Consider the following 18,508-nt stretch of genomic DNA (forward strand, 5'->3'; position numbering starts at 1 on the left):
CCCGGTGGAGCGCGTCCGTCAGAGCTCGTCCGTCAAGGGTCGCCGGTTGAGGTCCGTCTCCTCGAAGACCAGCAGCGTGCGCGTGGAGAGCACCTCCGGGATCGCCTGGAGCCTGGTCAGGACCAGTTCCCGCAAGGTGCGGTTGTCCGGCGTGTGCACCAGCAGCAGTACGTCGAAGTCTCCGCTGACCAGCGCGATGTGCGCAGCCCCCGGCAGCGCCCTGAGCTGCTCGCGGACCGTGCGCCACGAGTTCTGCACGATCTTCAGCGTGATGTACGCGGACGCGCCCTGACCCGCCCGCTCGTGGTTGACGCGGGCGCTGAAGCCGCGGATCACCCCGTCCTCGATGAGCCGGTTGATCCGCGCGTAGGCGTTCGCGCGCGACACATGCACGCGGTCGGCCACGGAGCGTATCGAGGCGCGGCCATCCGTTTGGAGGATGCGGAGGATGTCGCGGTCGATCGCGTCGAGCGGCCGCGGCGGCACCTGATGCTCGTCGCCCGGCTGACCCTGGTCCCTGCCGTCGGCCATTTGTTCAGCTGCCATGTCCCCCCGCCTCTCATCCATGGACGACCTGTCTCTATCCCAGGCTGTGGAGAACCGTTTGTCCACAGACCGAAGGCGCCTGTAGCCAAAATGCCGCCACGACCGAACAATCGGTAGGTGAGGCGCGTCACAGTCGCGTCCCCCTTCGGGTCTTATGCCCGCTCCCACGAGGAGGTGCTGTCATGACGGTCCAAGAGCTGCCCGGTGCCGCCCCTTACCGGCCCACCCCGCCCCCGGCGTGGAAGCCGCGTACCGACCCCGCACCGCTGCTCCCGGACCCCGAGCCGTACCGGGTGCTGGGCACGGACGCGGCGGCCGGGTTCTCGCCCGAGCTGCTGCGCAGGCTCTACGCCGAGCTCGTGCGCGGCCGCCGGTACAACACGCAGGCGACGGCACTCACCAAGCAGGGCAGGCTGGCGGTCTACCCGTCGAGCACGGGGCAGGAGGCCTGCGAGGTCGCCGCCGCCCTGGTGCTGGAGGACCGGGACTGGCTCTTCCCGTCGTACCGGGACACCCTCGCCGCCGTGGCGCGCGGCCTCGACCCCGTACAGGCCCTGACCCTGCTGCGGGGCGACTGGCACACCGGGTACGACCCGCACGAGCACCGCGTCGCGCCGCTCTCCACGCCCCTCGCCACGCAGCTGCCGCACGCCGTGGGCCTGGCGCACGCCGCCCGCCTCAAGGGCGACGACGTGGTGGCCCTGGCGATGGTCGGCGACGGCGGCACCAGCGAGGGCGACTTCCACGAGGCACTGAACTTCGCGGCGGTCTGGCAGGCCCCGGTCGTCTTCCTCGTGCAGAACAACGGCTTCGCGATCTCCGTTCCGCTCGCCAAGCAGACCGCGGCCCCGTCCCTGGCCCACAAGGCCGTCGGGTACGGGATGCCGGGCCGGCTCGTCGACGGCAATGACGCGGCGGCCGTGCACCAGGTGCTCTCCGAGGCGTTCGCCCGCGCGCGGCGCGGTGGCGGGCCCACGCTCGTCGAGGCCGTGACGTACCGCATCGACGCCCACACCAACGCCGACGACGCCACCCGGTACCGGGGCGACAGCGAGGTCGAGGCGTGGCGGGAGCACGACCCGATCCGGCTGCTGGAGCGCGAGCTGACCGAGCGCGGCCTCCTCGACGAGGACGGCAAACGGCAGGCGGCCGAGGACGCCGAGACGATGGCCGCGCGGCTGCGCGAGCGGATGAACGCGGACGCCCAGCTCGACCCGATGGACCTGTTCGCGCATGTGTACGCCGAGCAGACGACACAACTGCGTGAACAGGCCGCCCAGTTGCGCGCCGAGCTCGAAGCCGAGGGTGAGACCCGATGACGACCGTGGCGAACGCGGCGCCCAAGTCCGCGACCAAGCCCGCCACCATGGCGCAGGCCCTCCAGCGCGCCATGCGCGACGCGATGGCCGAGGACCCGTCCGTCCACGTCATGGGAGAGGACGTCGGGACGCTCGGCGGCGTCTTCCGGGTCACCGACGGGCTCGCCAAGGAGTTCGGCGAGGACCGCTGCACGGACACCCCGCTCGCCGAGGCGGGCATCCTCGGCACGGCCGTCGGCATGGCGATGTACGGGCTGCGGCCGGTCGTGGAGATGCAGTTCGACGCCTTCGCCTACCCGGCGTTCGAGCAGTTGCTCAGCCATGTCGCGAAGATGCGCAACCGGACCAGGGGCGCGATGCCGCTGCCGATCGTCGTGCGCGTGCCGTACGGCGGTGGGATCGGCGGCGTCGAGCACCACAGCGACTCGTCCGAGGCGTACTACATGGCGACTCCGGGGCTCCATGTCGTCACGCCCGCGACGGTCGCCGACGCGTACGGGCTGTTGCGGGCGGCGATCGCCTCCGACGACCCGGTCGTCTTCCTGGAGCCCAAGCGGCTGTACTGGTCGAAGGCCCAGTGGTCGCCCGACGCGCCCGACCCGGTCGAGCCGATAGGGCGCGCGGTGGTGCGCCGGACCGGCCGCAGCGCCACCCTCATCACGTACGGGCCGTCCCTGCCCGTGTGCCTGGAGGCCGCCGAGGCCGCGCAGGCGGAGGGCTGGGACCTGGAGGTCGTCGACCTGAGGTCGCTGGTGCCGTTCGACGACGAGACGGTCTGCGCGTCGGTGCGGCGCACGGGACGCGCGGTCGTCGTCCACGAGTCGTCCGGCTTCGGCGGACCGGGCGGGGAGATCGCCGCGCGCGTCACGGAGCGGTGCTTCCACTACCTGGAGGCGCCGGTGCTGAGGGTCGCCGGTTTCGACATCCCCTACCCGCCGCCCATGCTGGAGCGGCACCACCTGCCGGGCGTGGACCGCATCCTGGACACCGTGGCGCGACTGCAGTGGGAGGCACAGAGCTGATGGCCCAGGTGCTGGAGTTCAAGCTGCCGGACCTCGGCGAAGGCCTCACCGAGGCGGAGATCGTGCGCTGGCTGGTGAACGTCGGGGACGTCGTCGCCATCGACCAGCCGGTCGTCGAGGTCGAGACCGCCAAGGCGATGGTCGAGGTGCCGTGCCCCTACGGGGGCGTGGTGACCGCGCGGTTCGGCGAGGAGGGGACGGAACTGCCCGTCGGCGCCCCGCTGCTTACGGTGGCGGTCGGTGCGACGTCCGCGCCGGACGCGGTTCTCCCGGCCGCCTCCTCGGGCTCGGCCGGCCCGTCCGGCTCCACCGAGGAGGGCTCGGGGAACGTGCTCGTCGGGTACGGCACGGCCGCCCCGGCGGCGCGACGGCGGCGGGTCCTGCGGGACGCGGCCGCCCCGTCGTCGGCACCGGCGACCGCGGCACCGGTGACTCCCGGACCGGTGACTCCCGGACCGGCGACCGCGGCACCGGCCACCCCCGGACCGGCCGTACCGGCCGCTTCGGCGACGGTCGCCGCGCCGGTGGCTCCCGCGCCTTCCGACGGACCGGTGCCGGTCATCTCACCACTCGTACGGAAGCTGGCCCGCGAAAAGGGTCTCGACCTGCGGCAGTTGCGTGGCTCCGGGCCCGACGGGCTCATCCTGCGCGCCGATGTGGAGCGGGCGTCGGCCGCCCCGGCGGCGGTCACTCCGACGGCAACGGCGACGAGGCCCGCGCCCGTGACGGCGGTCGCGGCCGGCACCGGTGAGCGGGTGCCGCTGCGCGGCGTACGCGGCGCCGTGGCCGACAAGCTCTCCCGCAGCCGGACCGAGATCCCCGACGCGACCTGCTGGGTCGACGCGGACGCGACGGAGCTCATGGCCGCACGCGCCGCGATGAACGCGGCCGGGGCCCCGAAGATCTCCTTGCTGGCGCTCCTCGCCCGGATCTGTGTCGCCGCGCTCGCGCGCCACCCGGAGCTCAACTCCAGGGTGGACATGGCCGCGCGGGAGATCGTGCGTCTGCCCGAGGTGCACCTGGGCTTCGCGGCGCAGACCGACCGCGGCCTGGTCGTCCCTGTCGTCCGTGACGCGCACAGCCGTACGGCGGAGTCCCTGACGGCGGAGTTCGCCCGTCTGACGGAGGCCGCCAGGGCCGGGACCCTGACGCCCGCCGAGCTGACGGGCGGGACGTTCACGCTGAACAACTACGGCGTGTTCGGGGTCGACGGCTCGACCCCGATCATCAACCACCCCGAGGCCGCGATGCTGGGCGTCGGCCAGATCATCCCCAAGCCGTGGGTGCACGAGGGCGAGCTGGCCGTCCGGCAGGTCGTCCAGCTGTCGCTGACCTTCGACCACCGCGTGTGCGACGGAGGCACGGCGGGCGGCTTCCTCCGCTACGTGGCGGACTGTGTGGAGCATCCGGCGGTGCTGCTGCGGACCCTCTGACGGTCCGGAGACCCGGGCCGGGGGCGTACAGCCCCCGGCCACGGCCGCCCCGGGGGTGGGTGCGGAAGCGCGCCTGGAGATACTGGTGCCGTGAGCCCATTTGACGTCGTCGTGCTCGCCGGGGGTGCCGCCAGGCGGCTCGGGGGCGTGGACAAGCCGGCCGTGAGCATCGGCGGGCGGACCCTGCTCGACCGCGTGCTCGGAGCCTCCCGTGAGGCCGGACGCGCCGTGGTCGTGGGCGGGCGGCGGGCCACCGTGCGGCCCGTGGTCTGGGCACGGGAGGAACCGCCGGGCAGCGGGCCGCTGGCCGCGCTGGCGGCGGGCGTGCGGCATGTGGAGGCCGACACCGTGGTCGTCCTCAGCGGTGATCTGCCGTTCCTCAAGGACGGTGGTGTGCGCGCCCTGGTCGACGCGCTGGCGGGCGGGAGCGCCGAGGGCGTGCTGTCCGTGGACCCCGGCGGGCGGGACCAGCCGCTGGTCGCCGCGTACCGGACCGAACCGCTGCGCCGCGAACTGGCCCTCCTGGCAGCCGAACACGGCAACCTGACAGGACTGCCCCTGCGTCTGCTCGTGCAGGAGCTGGACGTCCTCCGGATCCCGTCCGCCCCCCTCGCCTCCTTCGACTGCGACACCTGGGAAGACATCGCCACCGCCCGGGCCGCGATCAGGGAGCATGGGAACGTGCTGGACGAATGGATCACCGCAGTCAAGGACGAGCTCGGCATCGAACTGGACGTCGACACCGGCGTCCTGCTCGACCTGGCCCGCGACGCCGCCCACGGCGTCGCCCGGCCCGCCGCGCCGCTCACCACCTTCCTGGTCGGGTACGCCGCCGCCAGGGCCGCCGAGGGCGGCCCGGAAGCCGTGTCCGCGGCCGTCGCCGAAGCCTCACGCAAGGCGTCCGCCCTGGCCGGCCGCTGGGCGAACGAGGCCGACGGCGGGACCGCCGGGGGAGCGAACGGCGGGACCGGCGGCGACTCCGGCAACGGAACCGACAGCGGGACCGGCGCCGGATGACCGATCCGGACGCCGACGGCGTCGACGAAGCGCTCGCCCTGGTCGGGCCCCAGGCCCCGAAGCAGGAGCGGCACCGCGCCACACCCTGGGCCGAGGCCCGGTCCGTCGCCGCACGCCTGGGCGCGGCCCGCCCCGCCCGGACCCGGCGGGTGGCGCTCGCGGAGTCGCTGGGCAGAGTGCTCGCCCAGCCGCTGGCGGCGCTCACCGACCTGCCGTCGTTCGACACCTCCGCCATGGACGGATGGGCCGTCGCGGGCCCTGGCCCCTGGCGGATCAGTGAAGGCGGCTCCGTCCTGGCCGGGCACGCCCGGACGCCCCCGCTGCCCGACGGCGAGGCGGTACGGATCGCCACCGGCGCCCGCGTCCCGGTCGGCGCCACCGCCGTGGTCCGCAGTGAGCACTCCCGTACGGACGCGACCGGCCACCTGCACGCCCGGCGTGAGGTGACCCACGGGCAGGACATCCGGCCGCGCGGCCAGGAGTGCCGCTCCGGCGACCAGCTCCTGCCCGCCGGAACGCCCGTCACGCCCGCCGTCATGGGACTGGCCGCCGCCGCCGGGTACGACGAGCTCACCACTGTGGAACGCCCACGGGTGGACGTCCTGGTCCTCGGCGACGAGCTCCTCACGGCCGGTCTTCCGCACGACGGGCTCATCCGTGACGCCCTCGGCCCCATGCTCGCGCCCTGGCTGCGCGCGCTCGGCGCGGACGTGGGCGTGACCCGGCGCATCGGGGACGACGCCGACGCGCTGTACGCGGCGGTGACCGAGTCCGGGGCGGACGTGGTGATCACCACCGGAGGCACCGCGTCGGGTCCCGTCGACCACGTCCACCCCGTGCTGCGCAAGGCGGGGGCCGAGCTGCTGGTCGACGGGGTGAAGGTCCGCCCCGGTCACCCGATGCTGCTCGCCCGGCTCACCCCGGCCACCTACCTGGTCGGTCTGCCCGGCAACCCGCTCGCGGCCGTCTCGGGCCTCCTCACCCTCGCCGAGCCGCTGCTCCGAGGTCTCGCCGGACGCCGGGCCCCGGCACCGTACCGGGCCGCCGTGCGTGACGAGGTGCACGGCCACCCCCACGACACCCGGCTCGTGCCTGTCACCCGTACGACGGGCCGCGCCCCCGACCGCGCCCCCGGGCACGGCTCCAGCCGCACCCCCGACCACGGCCCCAGCCGCACCCCCGATCACGCCCCCGGGCACGGTTCCGGGCCCGTCGTACCCCTGCACTACAACGGCCCGGCCATGCTGCGCGGGATCGCGGCGGCCGACGGGCTGGCGGTCGTCCCGCCGGGTGGCGCCCGCCCCGGTGACGTACTGGAGATCCTCGACCTGCCCTGGGCTGCGACCACCGAGGGGTGTTTCACGTGAAACTTCCTGGCCAGGATGCGATGGCCCGCCGCGCCGAGGAGCAACTCGTGGGCGGCCAGATCCGGCTCCCCAACCCGATCGTCCAGAAGCCTCTCCGTCAGGTCGGCAAGCGGCTGCTGATGGCGCTGTTCGTCCTCGCGCTGACCGTCCTCATCGTCTATGTCGACCGTGGCGGCTATCACGACAACGCCGACGAGGGCGTCGACTTCCTTGACGCCGTCTACTACGCGACCGTGACCCTGTCGACGACGGGTTACGGCGACATCGTTCCGCACAGCGACAGCGCGCGGCTGGTCAACGTGCTGCTCGTGACGCCGCTGCGCGTGCTCTTCCTGATCATCCTGGTCGGTACCACTCTCGAGGTCCTCACCCAACGGACCCGGGAAGAGTGGCGGCTCAAGCGCTGGAGGTCCACATTGCGCGACCACACCGTCATCATCGGCTTCGGTACGAAGGGCCGGTCGGCGATTCAGACGCTGTGCGCCACGGGCCTGAAGAGGGACCAGATCGTCATCGTCGACCCGAGCAGCAAGGTCATCGAGACGGCGAACGCGGACGGGTTCACGGGCGTGATCGGCGACGCGACCCGCAGCGACGTACTGCTGCGCGCCGAAGTGCAGCGCGCCCGGCAGATCGTCATCGCGACACAGCGCGACGACACCGCGGTGCTGGTGGCGCTGACCGCTCGCCAGCTCAACCGCGGCGCAAAGATCGTCGCGGCGGTGCGGGAGGAGGAGAACGCGCCGCTGCTGCGCCAGTCCGGAGCGGACGCCGTGATCACCAGCGCGAGCGCGGCCGGCCGGCTGCTGGGCCTGTCCGTACTGAGCCCCAGCGCGGGCACGGTGATGGAGGACCTCATCCAGCAGGGCAGCGGTCTCGACCTGGTCGAACGGCCGGTCATAAAGGCCGAGGTGGGCAAGAACGTGCGCGAGACGGACGATCTGGTGATCAGTGTCCTGCGCGGGCACCGGTTGCTCGGCTACGACGATCCGGCGGCGAGCCCGCTTCAGTTGACGGACCGTCTGATCACGATCGTGCGGGCGAGCAGTGTGCCGCCGCTCAGCACACCGCCGGAGTAGCCTCGCGGCCATGCATGCGATCACGATTCCCGAACCCGGTGGCCCCGAGGCGCTCGTCTGGGCGGAGGTGCCCGACCCCGTGCCCGGCACGGGCGAGGTCCTCGTCGAGGTGGTGGCGAGCGCCGTCAACCGTGCCGATCTCCTGCAGCGGCAGGGCTTCTACAATCCGCCGCCCGGTGCGTCCCCGTACCCGGGCCTCGAATGCTCCGGCCGTATCGCGGCTCTCGGGCCGGGGGTGACGGGTTGGGCCGTCGGAGACGAGGTGTGTGCCCTGCTGGCGGGCGGTGGCTATGCCGAGAAGGTCAGCGTGCCGGTGGGGCAGTTGCTGCCCGTGCCCGAGGGCGTGGACCTGGTGACGGCGGCGGCACTGCCCGAGGTGACCGCGACGGTCTGGTCGAACGTGTTCATGGTCGCGCACCTGCGGCCGGGCGAGACGCTGCTGGTCCACGGAGGCGCCAGTGGCATCGGCACGATGGCCGTTCAGCTCGCCAAGGCGGTGGGCGCCCGGGTCGCGGTGACGGCGGGCGGTCCGGAGAAGCTGGCGCGCTGCGCCGAGCTGGGCGCGGACATCCTGATCGACTACCGCGAACAGGACTTCGTCGAGGAGCTGCACAAGGCGACGGACGGGGCGGGCGCGGACGTCATCCTCGACATCATGGGCGCCAAGTACCTGGAGCGGAACGTGAAGGCGCTCGCCGTGAACGGGCGACTCGCGGTGATCGGCCTCCAGGGCGGGCGGAAGGCCGAGCTCGATCTGGGGGCTCTGCTGAACAAGCGGGCGGCGGTGACGGCGACGTCGCTGCGGAAGCGGCCGCTGGAGGAGAAGACGGCGATCATCGCGGCGGTACGTGAGCACGTCTGGCCGCTGATCGGCACGGGCTCGATCCGCCCGGTGGTGGACCGCACGTACCCCATGCCGGAGGCGCCGGAGGCCCACCGGACGCTGGAGGCGAGCTCCCACGTCGGCAAGGTCCTGCTGGTCGCACCGACCGCCGCCTGAGCCGGGGCGCGAGGCCCGGCACACACGGGGTGGGCCGGGCCTTGGCCAGGTGCTTCAGGGGACTACAGGTATGGGCCTCGGCCGGGTGCTTCAGGTGGGACTACAGGTACGGGCCCGAGCGGATGGCGCCGTGGCCGCGGTCGTCGTCGTCATCGGTCGGGGCGCCCGGCGGCAGCGCCCGGCGCATCTGCTCAAGCTGGGCCCGGGCCGCCATCTGCTGGGCGAACAGCGCCGTCTGGATGCCGTGGAACAGGCCTTCCAGCCAGCCCACCAACTGAGCCTGCGCGATGCGCAGTTCCGCCTCGGAGGGGATGGCCTCGTCCGTGAACGGCAGGGAGAGACGCTCGAGTTCCTCCACCAGCTCCGGTGCCAGACCGTCCTCCAGCTCCTTCACCGAGCTGGCGTGGATGTCCTTCAGGCGCACCCGGCTGGCCTCGTCCAAAGGTGCCGCGCGTACTTCTTCCAGAAGCTGCTTGATCATGCTGCCGATGCGCATGACCTTGGCGGGCTGTTCGACCATCTCCGTCACCGGGACCTCGCGCGACTCGTCGTCACCGTCACCGCCGCCGAGCGCCATGCCGTCCTGGCCCACGACCAGGATCTGAGGGTTCTCGTGCGACCGTTCATTCCTCGGCATCTCCATGCCAGCCATTCTCTCGCACGGGTGCGTCATCACACGGTCTGCCCCCGTACGAGGGTGATCCACCCTCGTACGGGGGCACAACGTCGAGGACCGTGCCCGTTACGTCGCCGCGCGGCGGGCCAGCGCCCCGCGCGAGCGGGTGACGAGGGCGGCCAGGAGCGCGGCGCCCAGCGGCACGGCGACCAGCAGGGCGGCCAGGGTCCCCCACGGGACGATGATCGGCACCTGCGGCATGTCCATCAGCCCGCCCTGGTCCAGCGCCGTCTCGTACCAGCTCAGCTGCTGGCGCCGCTCGGTCAGCCGCAGCCCGACCGCCGGCAGGACGCCTGCCGCCGAACCGAGCAGCACGCCCATCACGGCGACCACCCCGCACTGGAAGCCGCTCAGCGTCCGCCGCACGCGCGGCGGCGCACCGACGGCGGCCAGCGTCTTCAGGTCGGCCTCGGCGTCCGCCTGGGCCAGACCGGTGGCGATACCGGCCGCGCCGATCGTGATCAGCCCGGCGAAGACGGTCAGCGCCAGCAGCACGATGCTGTTCTCGCTGACGAAGCCCTCCTCCACGTGGAGCTCGGCACCGGCACCCGTCGTGGCGAGCTCCTCGTCCAGCTTCTGGCGCTGCTCCGTGGTCGGCGTCCGGTCGGTAGAGAAGTACGCGCCGAACGGCACCGTCGTGATGCCCGCCGCCTTGGCCGCGGCCGGCGGCACGATGCCCGCCAGGCCGTAGGCGTTGGTGCCCCGGGCGGCCTGGTACACGTCGAACGACTTGATCTCGCCCGGCGCTTCCTTGCCCTGCCCCATGACCTCGTCGGCCTTGGCGGTGTCGGTGATCAGCTTGATGCCCAGCTTGCCCTTGGCGTCGACCATCGTGCGGGAGAACGTCACGACCTTGCCCTCGGCCAGCGCCTTCTCGGCCGCCGGGTCCTCGATCTCCAGCACCTTCAGCAGCTTGGCGTCGGCGACGACCAGGCCGGTCTCGGTGTACGCCATGCTCGGCGTCTCGCTGCACCGCCAGTCCTTGGCGAGCTTGCGGCGCTCGGCCTTGGTGTACTTCTCCGCGGGGTCCGAGCCGTCGGGGGTGTACACCCACAGCGGGCACCGGTTGGCCACCGGGATGACGACCTCGTGCCGGCCGCAGCCCTTGGCGTCCCCGTACATCTCGCAGGTGGCCTTGCCCACCACGATCCGGCTCACATCCGCCCGCACATCGACGGGCAGGTTCTTCTGCACCGCGTCGCTCACCGCCGGGACGTCCCGGCCGCCGCCCTCCGTGACCACGACCGAGACCGCCCCGTGCGGCAGCCGGGCCTCGTAGGCCGCCCGCTGCTGGGCGTCGTCGCTCGCCTGGTACGTGGCCACGGCGACCGTGCCCGCCACCGCGGCCAGCACCGCGGCGACGGCGGGGGCCGTACGCCCCCGGTTGCGCACCGCGTCCCGCAGCGCCAGGCGCGGCGAGAGCGGCAGCCAGCGGCCGGTGCGTCCGAACAGGCCCACCAGCGCGGGGGTCATCGCGACGACACCCAGCTCGGCGAGGGCGCTGCCGCCCGCGACGAGGAGGAACTCGTCCGAGACGACCGAACCGTACAGCGCGATCGCGGCACCCAGCAGGGCGGCGATCAGGCCCACGACGGGCAGCACCCGGCTGGCGCGGCGCACGCCCCGGCGGCCGGTGAGTGAGGCGAGGACCGTCTGACGGGACGCCGTGACCGCCGGAACCACCGCGGCCAGCAGGCCGGTGAGGACGGCGAGCAGCCCGATACCGAGCAGCTCGAGCGGCCGGATGTCGAAGGAGCCGAAGCGCTGGCCCATGTAGTCCTCCAGCACGGGCTGGAGCGCGAAGGTCAGGACCAGTCCGAGCACCGTGCCGACGACGGCGGCGGCAGCGCCGATGACCAGGCCGCCGGCCAGGACGATCGCCCTGATGTGGCGGCGGTCGCCACCGTTGGCACCGACCAGCCCGAGCTGGCGCCGCGAGCGTCGGGCGCCGACGGCGAAGGCGGGGCCGGCCAGCAGGCAGATCTCCAGCATCGCGAGACCGACGATCGTTCCGGCGGCGGCGAGAGCGGCGGCCTTGGCGGCGGCGCTGTCGCCGTAGTTGCCCCAGCCCTCCTGCTGGAACATCGGTACGTCGGAGTCGGCCGGCGGGGCGAGGGCGACCGCACGCGACATCACCTGGACGCCCTTGGCGTTGGCCTCCTTGACCATGTTCCACGTGAAACCATCACCACCCGCCGAGCGGGGCAGAGCGAGCAGGTGCGTGGTGCTCTTGCCCGTCCCCGCCAGCCCGGCGGCGTCCACCGCCTTGCCCAGCGGGTCCAGGAAGGCTCCGGGCAGCGCATTGAGCTGGTCGGCCTTGAGGTCGTCGGGCAGCTCATAGGCGCCGACGATCCGGTACTCGCGGTCGAGCCCCCGCGCGGCCACCGTCGAGCCGATGCCGAGCCCGCTGGACTCCAGGAAGTGGGTCGTCGCCGCGACCTCGTCGGGCCTCTCGGGGAACCGGCCGTCCTGGAGGGACAGGATGCCCCTGGCCATCGGGTCGGCCGCCTTGAGCTCCCGGATCTCGGTCTGGAGGAGCCCGTGGGCGGTGCGGACCTTTCCGCCGCCCACGGAGTCGGTCAGGACCGTGGAGTTGGCGGGGAAGGCCTTGGCGACGTCGGTCTCGCCCTCGGGCCACGGCTTGTCCTCGAAGTCGCCCACCGGCATGGCGTTCTCTTCCACCGGGTGCTGGAAGATCGGCACTCCGCCGAGGCGGGGATCGATGATCCGGGCGTCGGCGGCACCGAGCGTGCGGGCCAGGTGCTCCTCGGTGGACAACTCCGCCGTGCGCACCGTCAGATCGGCGGCGCTGACACCGAGGATCGGCAGGGCGATCATCGCCAGGACGAGGAAACTGCGGCCCTTGAAGCGCCAGGCGTCACGGCGGGCGATACGCACCGCGGCGCGCCATGAGTGGAACCAGTTGTTCACCGCTCGGCCGCCTGGCCCGTGAGCAGGGAGTCGGCGTCGCTGCGGATCGTCTGGTCGACGACCGCGCCGTCCCGCAGGAACACCACCCGGTCCGCCCAGGCGGCGAACCGCGGCTCGTGCGTGACCAGGACGCCCGCCGCGCCCGCGTCGCACCGGGCGCGCAGCAGCGCGAGCACGGACTCGCCGGTCTCCGAGTCCAGGGCGCCGGTCGGTTCGTCGGCGAGGACGAGCCGCCGGTCGCCCACCAGCGCCCGGGCTATGGCCACGCGCTGCTGCTGACCGCCGGACATCTCGTCCGGGAACCGGTCGGCGAGGTGCCCGAGATCCATCTCCTCCAGGGCGGCGATCGCCTCGCGGCGGGCCTTGCGGGCGGACATCCCGTCGAGTTCGCGCGGCAGGGCGACGTTCTCGGCGGCGGTGAGCGCCGGGATGAGGTTGTAGTCCTGGAAGACGTACCCGATGCTCCGCCGGCGGAGGGCGGCGAGCGTCTTGCGGTCGGCGGCGGTGATGTCGGTGTTCTCCACGATCACCCGGCCGGAGCTGGGGTTGTCCAGGCCGCCCGCGATGGTGAGGAGCGTGGACTTGCCGGAGCCCGAGGGGCCCATCACGGCGACGAGTTCACCGGGGAAGACGTCGAGGTCGATGCCGCGCAGGGCGTGCACCTCGGTGGCCCCGGACCCGTGGACACGGGTCAGGTTCTGGAGTTGCAGCACGGGCTGCGGGGGCTGCTGGGACGAGCGGGCTGGCGATGTCATGGAGAGGGGTCCCCCCTTGGACGTACGCGCGCGGAGCAGGCGTACGGAGCGGATGTGTACGGGATGGTCGGTGCGGCGGACGGCGGGGGGGTCAGGTCCCCGGCCGGGGGGCCGCCCGGCTCGGCTCGGGCACGTGCGGGGGTACGGCGGCCCGGGCGTTCGAGGTGGTGTTCGTAGCGGCGGTGGCGGAGGCGGAGAGCCGGATCAGGCGCGCCTCACAGTGGTCGAGCCACCGCGCCTCGGCCTCCGTCTGGAAGATGAGCTGTTCCAGGACGAGCAGCCACGCCACGTCGTCCCGTTCCCGCGCCGCCCCGCTCTCCAGCGCGGTGATGGCCTGCGCCTTGAGCCGGGTGTAGTCCTGCATCGCCTTGATGGTGTGGCGGCGCTGCGACTGGATCACGTTGCGGATGTCCACCCCGGGGGCGCCGACCGCCATGGCGAGCTTGATGGCCAGTTCGTCACGGGCGGGGCTGGTGCGGTCGACCGGCTTCTCGAACCAGACCCGGAGTTCCTCCCGGCCGGCGTCGGTGATCGCGTAGAGCGCGTGCCCCGCCTCGTCCTCGCCGCCCTGTTCGACCAGACCGTCGCGTTCCAGGCGGCTGAGTGTCGTGTAGACCTGGCCGACGTTCAGTGGCCAGGTCGAGCCGGTGCGCGACTCGAACTCCGTACGGAGCTGTGAGCCGTAGCGTGGGCCGCGTTCGAGAAGGGCGAGGAGCCCGTGGCGGATGGACATACTCAGTATGTATACCGAGTATGCCGATGCCGACAAGCGTCTTCAGGGGGACCTCGAACGTCCGTCTCAAGGAGGACGGCGACCTGTCAGCGGCGCCTTATCCGCAACCCGAGGAAGCCGAGCCCGAGCCCCATCATGGCCAGCCCCACGCCCAGGGTGAGTACGGGAATCTGCCGGTCAGCGAGGGTGTCCGCGGCCTGCGCGGCGTGTTCGTACGCGGCGGCGGGCGGCGAGTGCGGCGGGTCGGCGGCCGCCGGGGACTCCGTCTCGGGTACCGCTTCCGCCTCGGGCTCCTCGCCCCACGGCAGCCGCGGCGCTGTTGCCGTTTTGGTACGTGGCGGGTCGGCCGGGCCGGACGACGGGGCCGGCGATTCCTCAGGGGGCGCGCTCACGGACGGCGAGGCGGGCCGCCCCGGCCGCTGTCGCCCCTCGCCGGCCGGCCGCCCGGCGAGGGACGGCGAGGCGGCGGCGTTCCGCGTCGGCCCGAGCACGGAACCGGAACCGGGCCCGGTACCGACCCCGGCCCCCGACCGGGAGGCGGAGGGCGACGAGGACGGAGAAGCGGAAACAGGCGCACTGGCGGCGTCACTGGGCCGGACGAGACCCACGCCGGGATCGGCGGCGGGGTCGGTGTCCTCCGCGTACGCGGCCGGGACGCCCGCCACCGAGGACGCCGCCAGCAGCAGCACCGCGACCACCGTCACGCACCGTGCGTCGAACCTTGGAGCCACCGAGTGACCCCCTCCCGTACCGAGCCGCCAGGAGCCGTCGCAACCGCGACCGGCTCCACAACGCACTCAGCGTCACACGCCGGTGGCCCTCCGGCATCCCGGGCGCCCCCGGAGCCACCCACAGGAGGGACACGGGGCCCCTGCCCCGGAGACGGTGGCTGCGACACGGGGTCCCTGCCGGAGACGGTGGCTGCGGTCGACCCGCACCGGTGGCCGGGGCCGTGCGCCGATCAGCCGGAGTCTCCGGTCGCGACGGTCAGCTCGAAGGTCTGGTTGCCGGGCACCACGGCCGTCCCCTCGGTCGGGAACTGGTCGACGACCTGGTCCTCCGCGAACTGGGGGTCGTCCACTTCCTTGACCGTGTACTTCCAGCCCGCCGCCTGGAGGCAGCTCTTCACCGAGATGATGTCCTTGTAGGTGAAGCTGGGCGCCTGGACCTTCGCCGGGTCGTCACTGTCCTCCGAGGCGTCCGTGCACTCGGTCGTCTCCATCGTCCGGTGGCGCTCCGGGGGCTTGTGGCCCGCCTGGGACTCCTCCGACGACTGGCTGGCGCCGCCACGGGGGTCCGTGCCCGGGTCGTCCTCGCCGCCGCTCAGGGACACCGCCGTGACGAGGCCGCCGATCACGAGCACGGCGACCGCGATCGCGCCCACGATCACCGGCATGTTGCTCTTGCCGCCGCCGCTTCCGCTCGAAGGAGCCGGCGCCGGGCCCTGCGGGGAGATCGTGTACGGCGGCGGGGCGGGCGTCTGGTACGCGGGAGCCTGCGGCTGCGGCTGCTGCGGGTACCCGTAAGAAGGAGTGGGTGCCGGGGTGCCGTAGGGCTGGTACGGCGTCTGGACGCTGTGCGGGCCCGGCGCCGGGGTGGTGTGGTCGACCGGCGGGAACACCGCGGAGCCGACGCCCGCGCCGCTGTTCGCGTGCGGCGCGCCCTGCACGATGACCGGCGCGCCCGTCTGGCCCTGGCCCGCCGACAGCAGCCGCAGGCACTCGTCGCGCATCGCGGCGGCGCTCGGGAAGCGCTCGTTCGGGTTCTTCTTCAGCGCGCGCGCCACGAGCGCGTCCATCGCCGGGGTGATCGACCGGTTGATGGAGGACGGCGCGACCGGCTCCTCCTGCACATGGGCGTACGCGATGGCCAGCGGCGAGTCCGCGTCGAACGGGATCCGCCCCGTCAGTAGCTGGAACAGCATGATGCCGACCGAGTACAGGTCGGAGCGCGCGTCGACACCGCGCCCCAGCGCCTGCTCCGGCGACAGGTACTGCGGGGTGCCGACGACCATGCCGGTCTGCGTCATCGAGGTGACGCCCGACTGCATGGCCCGCGCGATGCCGAAGTCCATGACCTTGACGACGCCGCGCTTGGTCATCATCACGTTGCCCGGCTTGATGTCCCGGTGGACCAGGCCCATCTCGTGGCTGGTCTCCAGCGCGGCGAGCACGTCGGCGGTCACCTTCAGCGCCTTGTCGGCCGGCATGGCACCGTGCGCCTGGATGTCGGCCTGGAGCACCGAGCCGAGCGGCTGGCCCTCCACGTACTCCATGACGATGTACGGCATCAGCGAGCCGCCGAGGTCGTCCTCGCCGGTGTCGAACACCGAGACGATGTTGGTGTGCTGCAGCTTGGCGACGGCCTGTGCCTCGCGGCGGAAGCGCTCGCGGAACGACTGCTCGCGCCCCAGCTCGGTGTGCAGCGTCTTGATGGCGACCTGCCGGTCCAGCGCACTGTCGTACGCCAGATATACGGACGCCATGCCGCCTTCGCCGAGCAGGTCGCGAAGCTGGTACCGGCCGTTCGCCACCGAGCCGCCCGCATAGCGGCCCTGTGCGCCGTCCTGGCTCATGTCTTGCTCCCCCGTGCGCGCGCGTCCGTGGTGGCCGCGGTGAATCGCGGTGATCCGGTTTTTACGGGCCAAGTCTGCCCGAGGGCAGTGACACGTCAAGCCGGGTGCCCGTTCCGTGACCGTACGCACAAGAAGCGTCTCGGAAGTGTTACCGGACCCGTACGGCACCGCCATGGAACCGGCGTGGAATTTGCACAGGTGTACGTGGAGGCGGTTGGATGGCCGGTCAATCTCGAACCGGCGCGGCGCGCGAAGGCTGTAGCGTGACGTGGCGTAGTACCCCTTAAGACACGGCGGCACACCGCACGCGCAGAGCAAGCGGACAGAAACGACGGCGAGGACTGATGGCATCCGAATCCGAGGCAGGCGGCGGCGGAGCGCCGGAGTCCGCCGAGTGGGGCGTCGGCGGACTCGTCGGAGACGGCCGTTACCGGCTGACCCATCGTCTCGGCCGCGGCGGCATGGCGGAGGTGTTCGCGGCCGAGGACGTCCGGCTGGGACGCACCGTGGCCGTGAAGCTGCTGCGCGCGGACCTCGCCGAGGACCCGGTGTCCAAGGCCCGCTTCACGCGCGAGGCCCAGTCGGTCGCCGGGCTGAACCACCACGCCATCGTCGCCGTGTACGACTCCGGCGAGGACGTGGTGAACGGCCAGTCGGTGCCGTACATCGTGATGGAGCTGGTCGAGGGCCGCACCATCCGTGACCTGCTGATCAACGCGGAGGCGCCGCCGCCCGAGCAGGCGCTGATCATCGTCTCCGGTGTGCTGGAGGCCCTCGCCTACTCGCACCAGCACGGCATCGTGCACCGGGACATCAAGCCTGCGAACGTGATCATCACGCACGGCGGCGCGGTCAAGGTGATGGACTTCGGCATCGCGCGCGCCCTGCACGGCGCGCAGTCGACGATGACCCAGACCGGCATGGTCATGGGCACCCCTCAGTACCTCTCCCCCGAGCAGGCCCTCGGCAAGGCCGTCGACCACCGCTCGGACCTGTACGCCACGGGCTGTCTGCTGTACGAGCTGCTGGCGCTGCGGCCGCCCTTCACCGGCGAGACACCGTTGTCGGTCGTCTACCAGCACGTCCAGGACATCCCGGTCCCGCCGTCCGAGGTCTCCGACGTCGCCCCGCCGGAGCTCGACGGCCTGGCCATGCGCGCCCTCGCGAAGGACCCGGACGACCGGTTCCAGAGCGCCGAGGAGATGCGCGGGCTGGTCCAGTACGGGCTCCAGATGCTCCAGCAGCAGGGCAGCCACGCCGGTACCTGGAACACCGGTCCGGTCGAGATGCACGAGGGCGGGCGCCCGGCGGCGGGCGGTGTCGCGGCGACCACCGCGATGGGCCACCCGATGCACGGCGACACCTCGCAGGGCCCGCTCCTGCCGCCGCCGAACCCGGACGACGGCGCCTACGCGTACGACGGCGGGCAGGGCCGTAGGGGCGGCCGGGGCAAGATGTGGCTGTTCGCGGCGTTCGCCCTGATCGCGATCGTGGCGGGTGTGGCGTACGCGCTCGACCAGACCAAGAAGACGACGGACGACAAGGACAAGAAGCCCCCGGCCTCCACCGCGCCGTCCAAGCCCGGCGACACCACCAAGCCCACGCCGTCCGACCAGAAGACGGACGAGCAGTCGCAGGACCCGGGCGGCTCGACGGGCGGCGGCAACGGCGGCAACGGCAGCAACTGGGGCAACCAGAACCCCGACTATCCGTCGCAGCCCCAGACGAACAACCCGCCCCCGCCCACCGGCGGCCAGCCGTCCAGCCCCGGCACCACCGAGGGCACCGACCAGGGTGGCACCACCGACGGTCAGACGGACCAGGGCGGGACCACCGACGGTCAGACGGACCAGGGCGGCACGACCGACGGTCAGACCGACCAGGGCGGCACGACCGACGGTCAGACCGACCAGGGCGGCACCACGGACGGTGGCACGGACCAGGGCGGCACCACGGACGGCGGTACCGACCAGGGCGGCACCACCACCGGCACCACCGACCAGGGCGGGACCACCACCGGCGTCGGCGGCGCCTGAGCCGCGCGGGCGGCCGCCC

General features: G+C 72.8%; 15 protein-coding genes. 8 read left to right on the plus strand and 7 right to left on the minus strand.

All coding sequences use genetic code 11. The annotated features are described in order from the left end of the window. Positions 1–18: 18 nt before the first annotated feature. Positions 19–546, minus strand: a complete 528-nt coding sequence (locus ACZ6C1_RS14655) for an Lrp/AsnC family transcriptional regulator (protein WP_469240896.1) — start codon at positions 544–546, stop codon at positions 19–21. 182 nt (positions 547–728) lie between these two features. Here ACZ6C1_RS14655 and pdhA point away from each other — a divergent pair, with 182 nt between their 5' ends. The 7 genes from pdhA to ACZ6C1_RS14690 all read left to right on the plus strand — a co-directional run bounded on the left by pdhA (position 729) and on the right by ACZ6C1_RS14690 (position 8,783). Then, complete coding sequence (gene pdhA, locus ACZ6C1_RS14660; RefSeq protein WP_469240898.1) at positions 729–1,865, plus strand: pyruvate dehydrogenase (acetyl-transferring) E1 component subunit alpha; 1,137 nt, start codon at positions 729–731, stop codon at positions 1,863–1,865. Further along, positions 1,862–2,887 carry an alpha-ketoacid dehydrogenase subunit beta gene (locus ACZ6C1_RS14665; RefSeq protein WP_469240899.1) on the plus strand — a complete coding sequence of 342 codons (1,026 nt, stop codon included), beginning with the start codon at positions 1,862–1,864 and terminating at the stop codon, positions 2,885–2,887. The genes pdhA and ACZ6C1_RS14665 overlap by 4 nt, the downstream gene beginning before the upstream one ends. Then, positions 2,887–4,320: a dihydrolipoamide acetyltransferase family protein gene (locus ACZ6C1_RS14670; protein ID WP_469241231.1), complete on the plus strand. Its 1,434-nt coding sequence runs from the start codon at positions 2,887–2,889 to the stop codon at positions 4,318–4,320. The genes ACZ6C1_RS14665 and ACZ6C1_RS14670 overlap by 1 nt, the downstream gene beginning before the upstream one ends. Positions 4,321–4,410: 90 nt before the next feature. Beyond that, a complete protein-coding gene (locus tag ACZ6C1_RS14675; RefSeq protein WP_469240901.1) occupies positions 4,411–5,337 on the plus strand; it encodes an NTP transferase domain-containing protein in 927 nt (308 codons plus the stop codon). Next, positions 5,334–6,704, plus strand: coding sequence for a molybdopterin molybdotransferase MoeA (locus ACZ6C1_RS14680; RefSeq protein WP_469240904.1), 1,371 nt, complete (start codon positions 5,334–5,336; stop codon positions 6,702–6,704). The genes ACZ6C1_RS14675 and ACZ6C1_RS14680 overlap by 4 nt, the downstream gene beginning before the upstream one ends. 20 nt (positions 6,705–6,724) lie before the next feature. Continuing rightward, positions 6,725–7,783, plus strand: coding sequence for a potassium channel family protein (locus ACZ6C1_RS14685; protein ID WP_469241233.1), 1,059 nt, complete (start codon positions 6,725–6,727; stop codon positions 7,781–7,783). 10 nt (positions 7,784–7,793) lie between these two features. Continuing rightward, a complete protein-coding gene (locus tag ACZ6C1_RS14690; protein ID WP_469240906.1) occupies positions 7,794–8,783 on the plus strand; it encodes an NAD(P)H-quinone oxidoreductase in 990 nt (329 codons plus the stop codon). A gap of 100 nt (positions 8,784–8,883) precedes the next feature. Here ACZ6C1_RS14690 and ACZ6C1_RS14695 read toward each other — a convergent pair whose 3' ends face one another. The 6 genes from ACZ6C1_RS14695 to ACZ6C1_RS14720 form a co-directional block, all read right to left on the minus strand. Next, a complete protein-coding gene (locus ACZ6C1_RS14695) occupies positions 8,884–9,426 on the minus strand; it encodes a bacterial proteasome activator family protein (RefSeq protein ID WP_469240908.1) in 543 nt (180 codons plus the stop codon). Positions 9,427–9,525: 99 nt separating this feature from the next. Further along, positions 9,526–12,390 (minus strand): ABC transporter permease, encoded by a 2,865-nt coding sequence (locus ACZ6C1_RS14700; RefSeq protein ID WP_469240910.1) that lies wholly within the window; start codon positions 12,388–12,390, stop codon positions 9,526–9,528. Continuing rightward, the gene (locus ACZ6C1_RS14705) at positions 12,387–13,145 is read right to left on the minus strand and encodes an ABC transporter ATP-binding protein (RefSeq protein WP_469240912.1); all 759 of its coding nucleotides are present in this window, start codon (positions 13,143–13,145) and stop codon (positions 12,387–12,389) included. Before ACZ6C1_RS14705 ends, ACZ6C1_RS14700 begins: the two co-directional genes overlap by 4 nt. Positions 13,146–13,236: 91 nt before the next feature. After that, a complete protein-coding gene (locus tag ACZ6C1_RS14710; RefSeq protein ID WP_469240914.1) occupies positions 13,237–13,878 on the minus strand; it encodes a PadR family transcriptional regulator in 642 nt (213 codons plus the stop codon). An 86-nt stretch (positions 13,879–13,964) separates the two neighbouring features. After that, positions 13,965–14,582, minus strand: coding sequence for a hypothetical protein (locus ACZ6C1_RS14715; RefSeq protein ID WP_469240916.1), 618 nt, complete (start codon positions 14,580–14,582; stop codon positions 13,965–13,967). Between the two features lie 257 nt (positions 14,583–14,839). Further along, positions 14,840–16,453 (minus strand): protein kinase domain-containing protein, encoded by a 1,614-nt coding sequence (locus ACZ6C1_RS14720; RefSeq protein WP_469240918.1) that lies wholly within the window; start codon positions 16,451–16,453, stop codon positions 14,840–14,842. A 344-nt stretch (positions 16,454–16,797) separates the two neighbouring features. Between ACZ6C1_RS14720 and ACZ6C1_RS14725 the strand changes: the two genes are divergently transcribed. Then, positions 16,798–18,489, plus strand: a complete 1,692-nt coding sequence (locus ACZ6C1_RS14725; RefSeq protein ID WP_469240919.1) for a protein kinase domain-containing protein — start codon at positions 16,798–16,800, stop codon at positions 18,487–18,489. Positions 18,490–18,508: the final 19 nt, after the last annotated feature.

This window comes from Streptomyces sp. NPDC041796 (assembly GCF_055590785.1).

Excerpts from the sequence above, each read along its gene's own strand:
- ACZ6C1_RS14720 (WP_469240918.1), bottom strand. The coding sequence starts at position 16,453 with ATGAGCCAGGACGGCGCACAGGGCCGCTATGCGGGCGGCTCGGTGGCG.
- ACZ6C1_RS14705 (WP_469240912.1), bottom strand. The coding sequence starts at position 13,145 with ATGACATCGCCAGCCCGCTCGTCCCAGCAGCCCCCGCAGCCCGTGCTG.
- pdhA (WP_469240898.1), top strand. The coding sequence starts at position 729 with ATGACGGTCCAAGAGCTGCCCGGTGCCGCCCCTTACCGGCCCACCCCG.
- ACZ6C1_RS14725 (WP_469240919.1), top strand. The coding sequence starts at position 16,798 with ATGGCATCCGAATCCGAGGCAGGCGGCGGCGGAGCGCCGGAGTCCGCC.
- ACZ6C1_RS14695 (WP_469240908.1), bottom strand. The coding sequence starts at position 9,426 with ATGGAGATGCCGAGGAATGAACGGTCGCACGAGAACCCTCAGATCCTG.
- ACZ6C1_RS14670 (WP_469241231.1), top strand. The coding sequence starts at position 2,887 with ATGGCCCAGGTGCTGGAGTTCAAGCTGCCGGACCTCGGCGAAGGCCTC.
- ACZ6C1_RS14690 (WP_469240906.1), top strand. The coding sequence starts at position 7,794 with ATGCATGCGATCACGATTCCCGAACCCGGTGGCCCCGAGGCGCTCGTC.
- ACZ6C1_RS14680 (WP_469240904.1), top strand. The coding sequence starts at position 5,334 with ATGACCGATCCGGACGCCGACGGCGTCGACGAAGCGCTCGCCCTGGTC.
- ACZ6C1_RS14655 (WP_469240896.1), bottom strand. The coding sequence starts at position 546 with ATGGCAGCTGAACAAATGGCCGACGGCAGGGACCAGGGTCAGCCGGGC.
- ACZ6C1_RS14710 (WP_469240914.1), bottom strand. The coding sequence starts at position 13,878 with ATGTCCATCCGCCACGGGCTCCTCGCCCTTCTCGAACGCGGCCCACGC.
- ACZ6C1_RS14665 (WP_469240899.1), top strand. The coding sequence starts at position 1,862 with ATGACGACCGTGGCGAACGCGGCGCCCAAGTCCGCGACCAAGCCCGCC.
- ACZ6C1_RS14685 (WP_469241233.1), top strand. The coding sequence starts at position 6,725 with ATGGCCCGCCGCGCCGAGGAGCAACTCGTGGGCGGCCAGATCCGGCTC.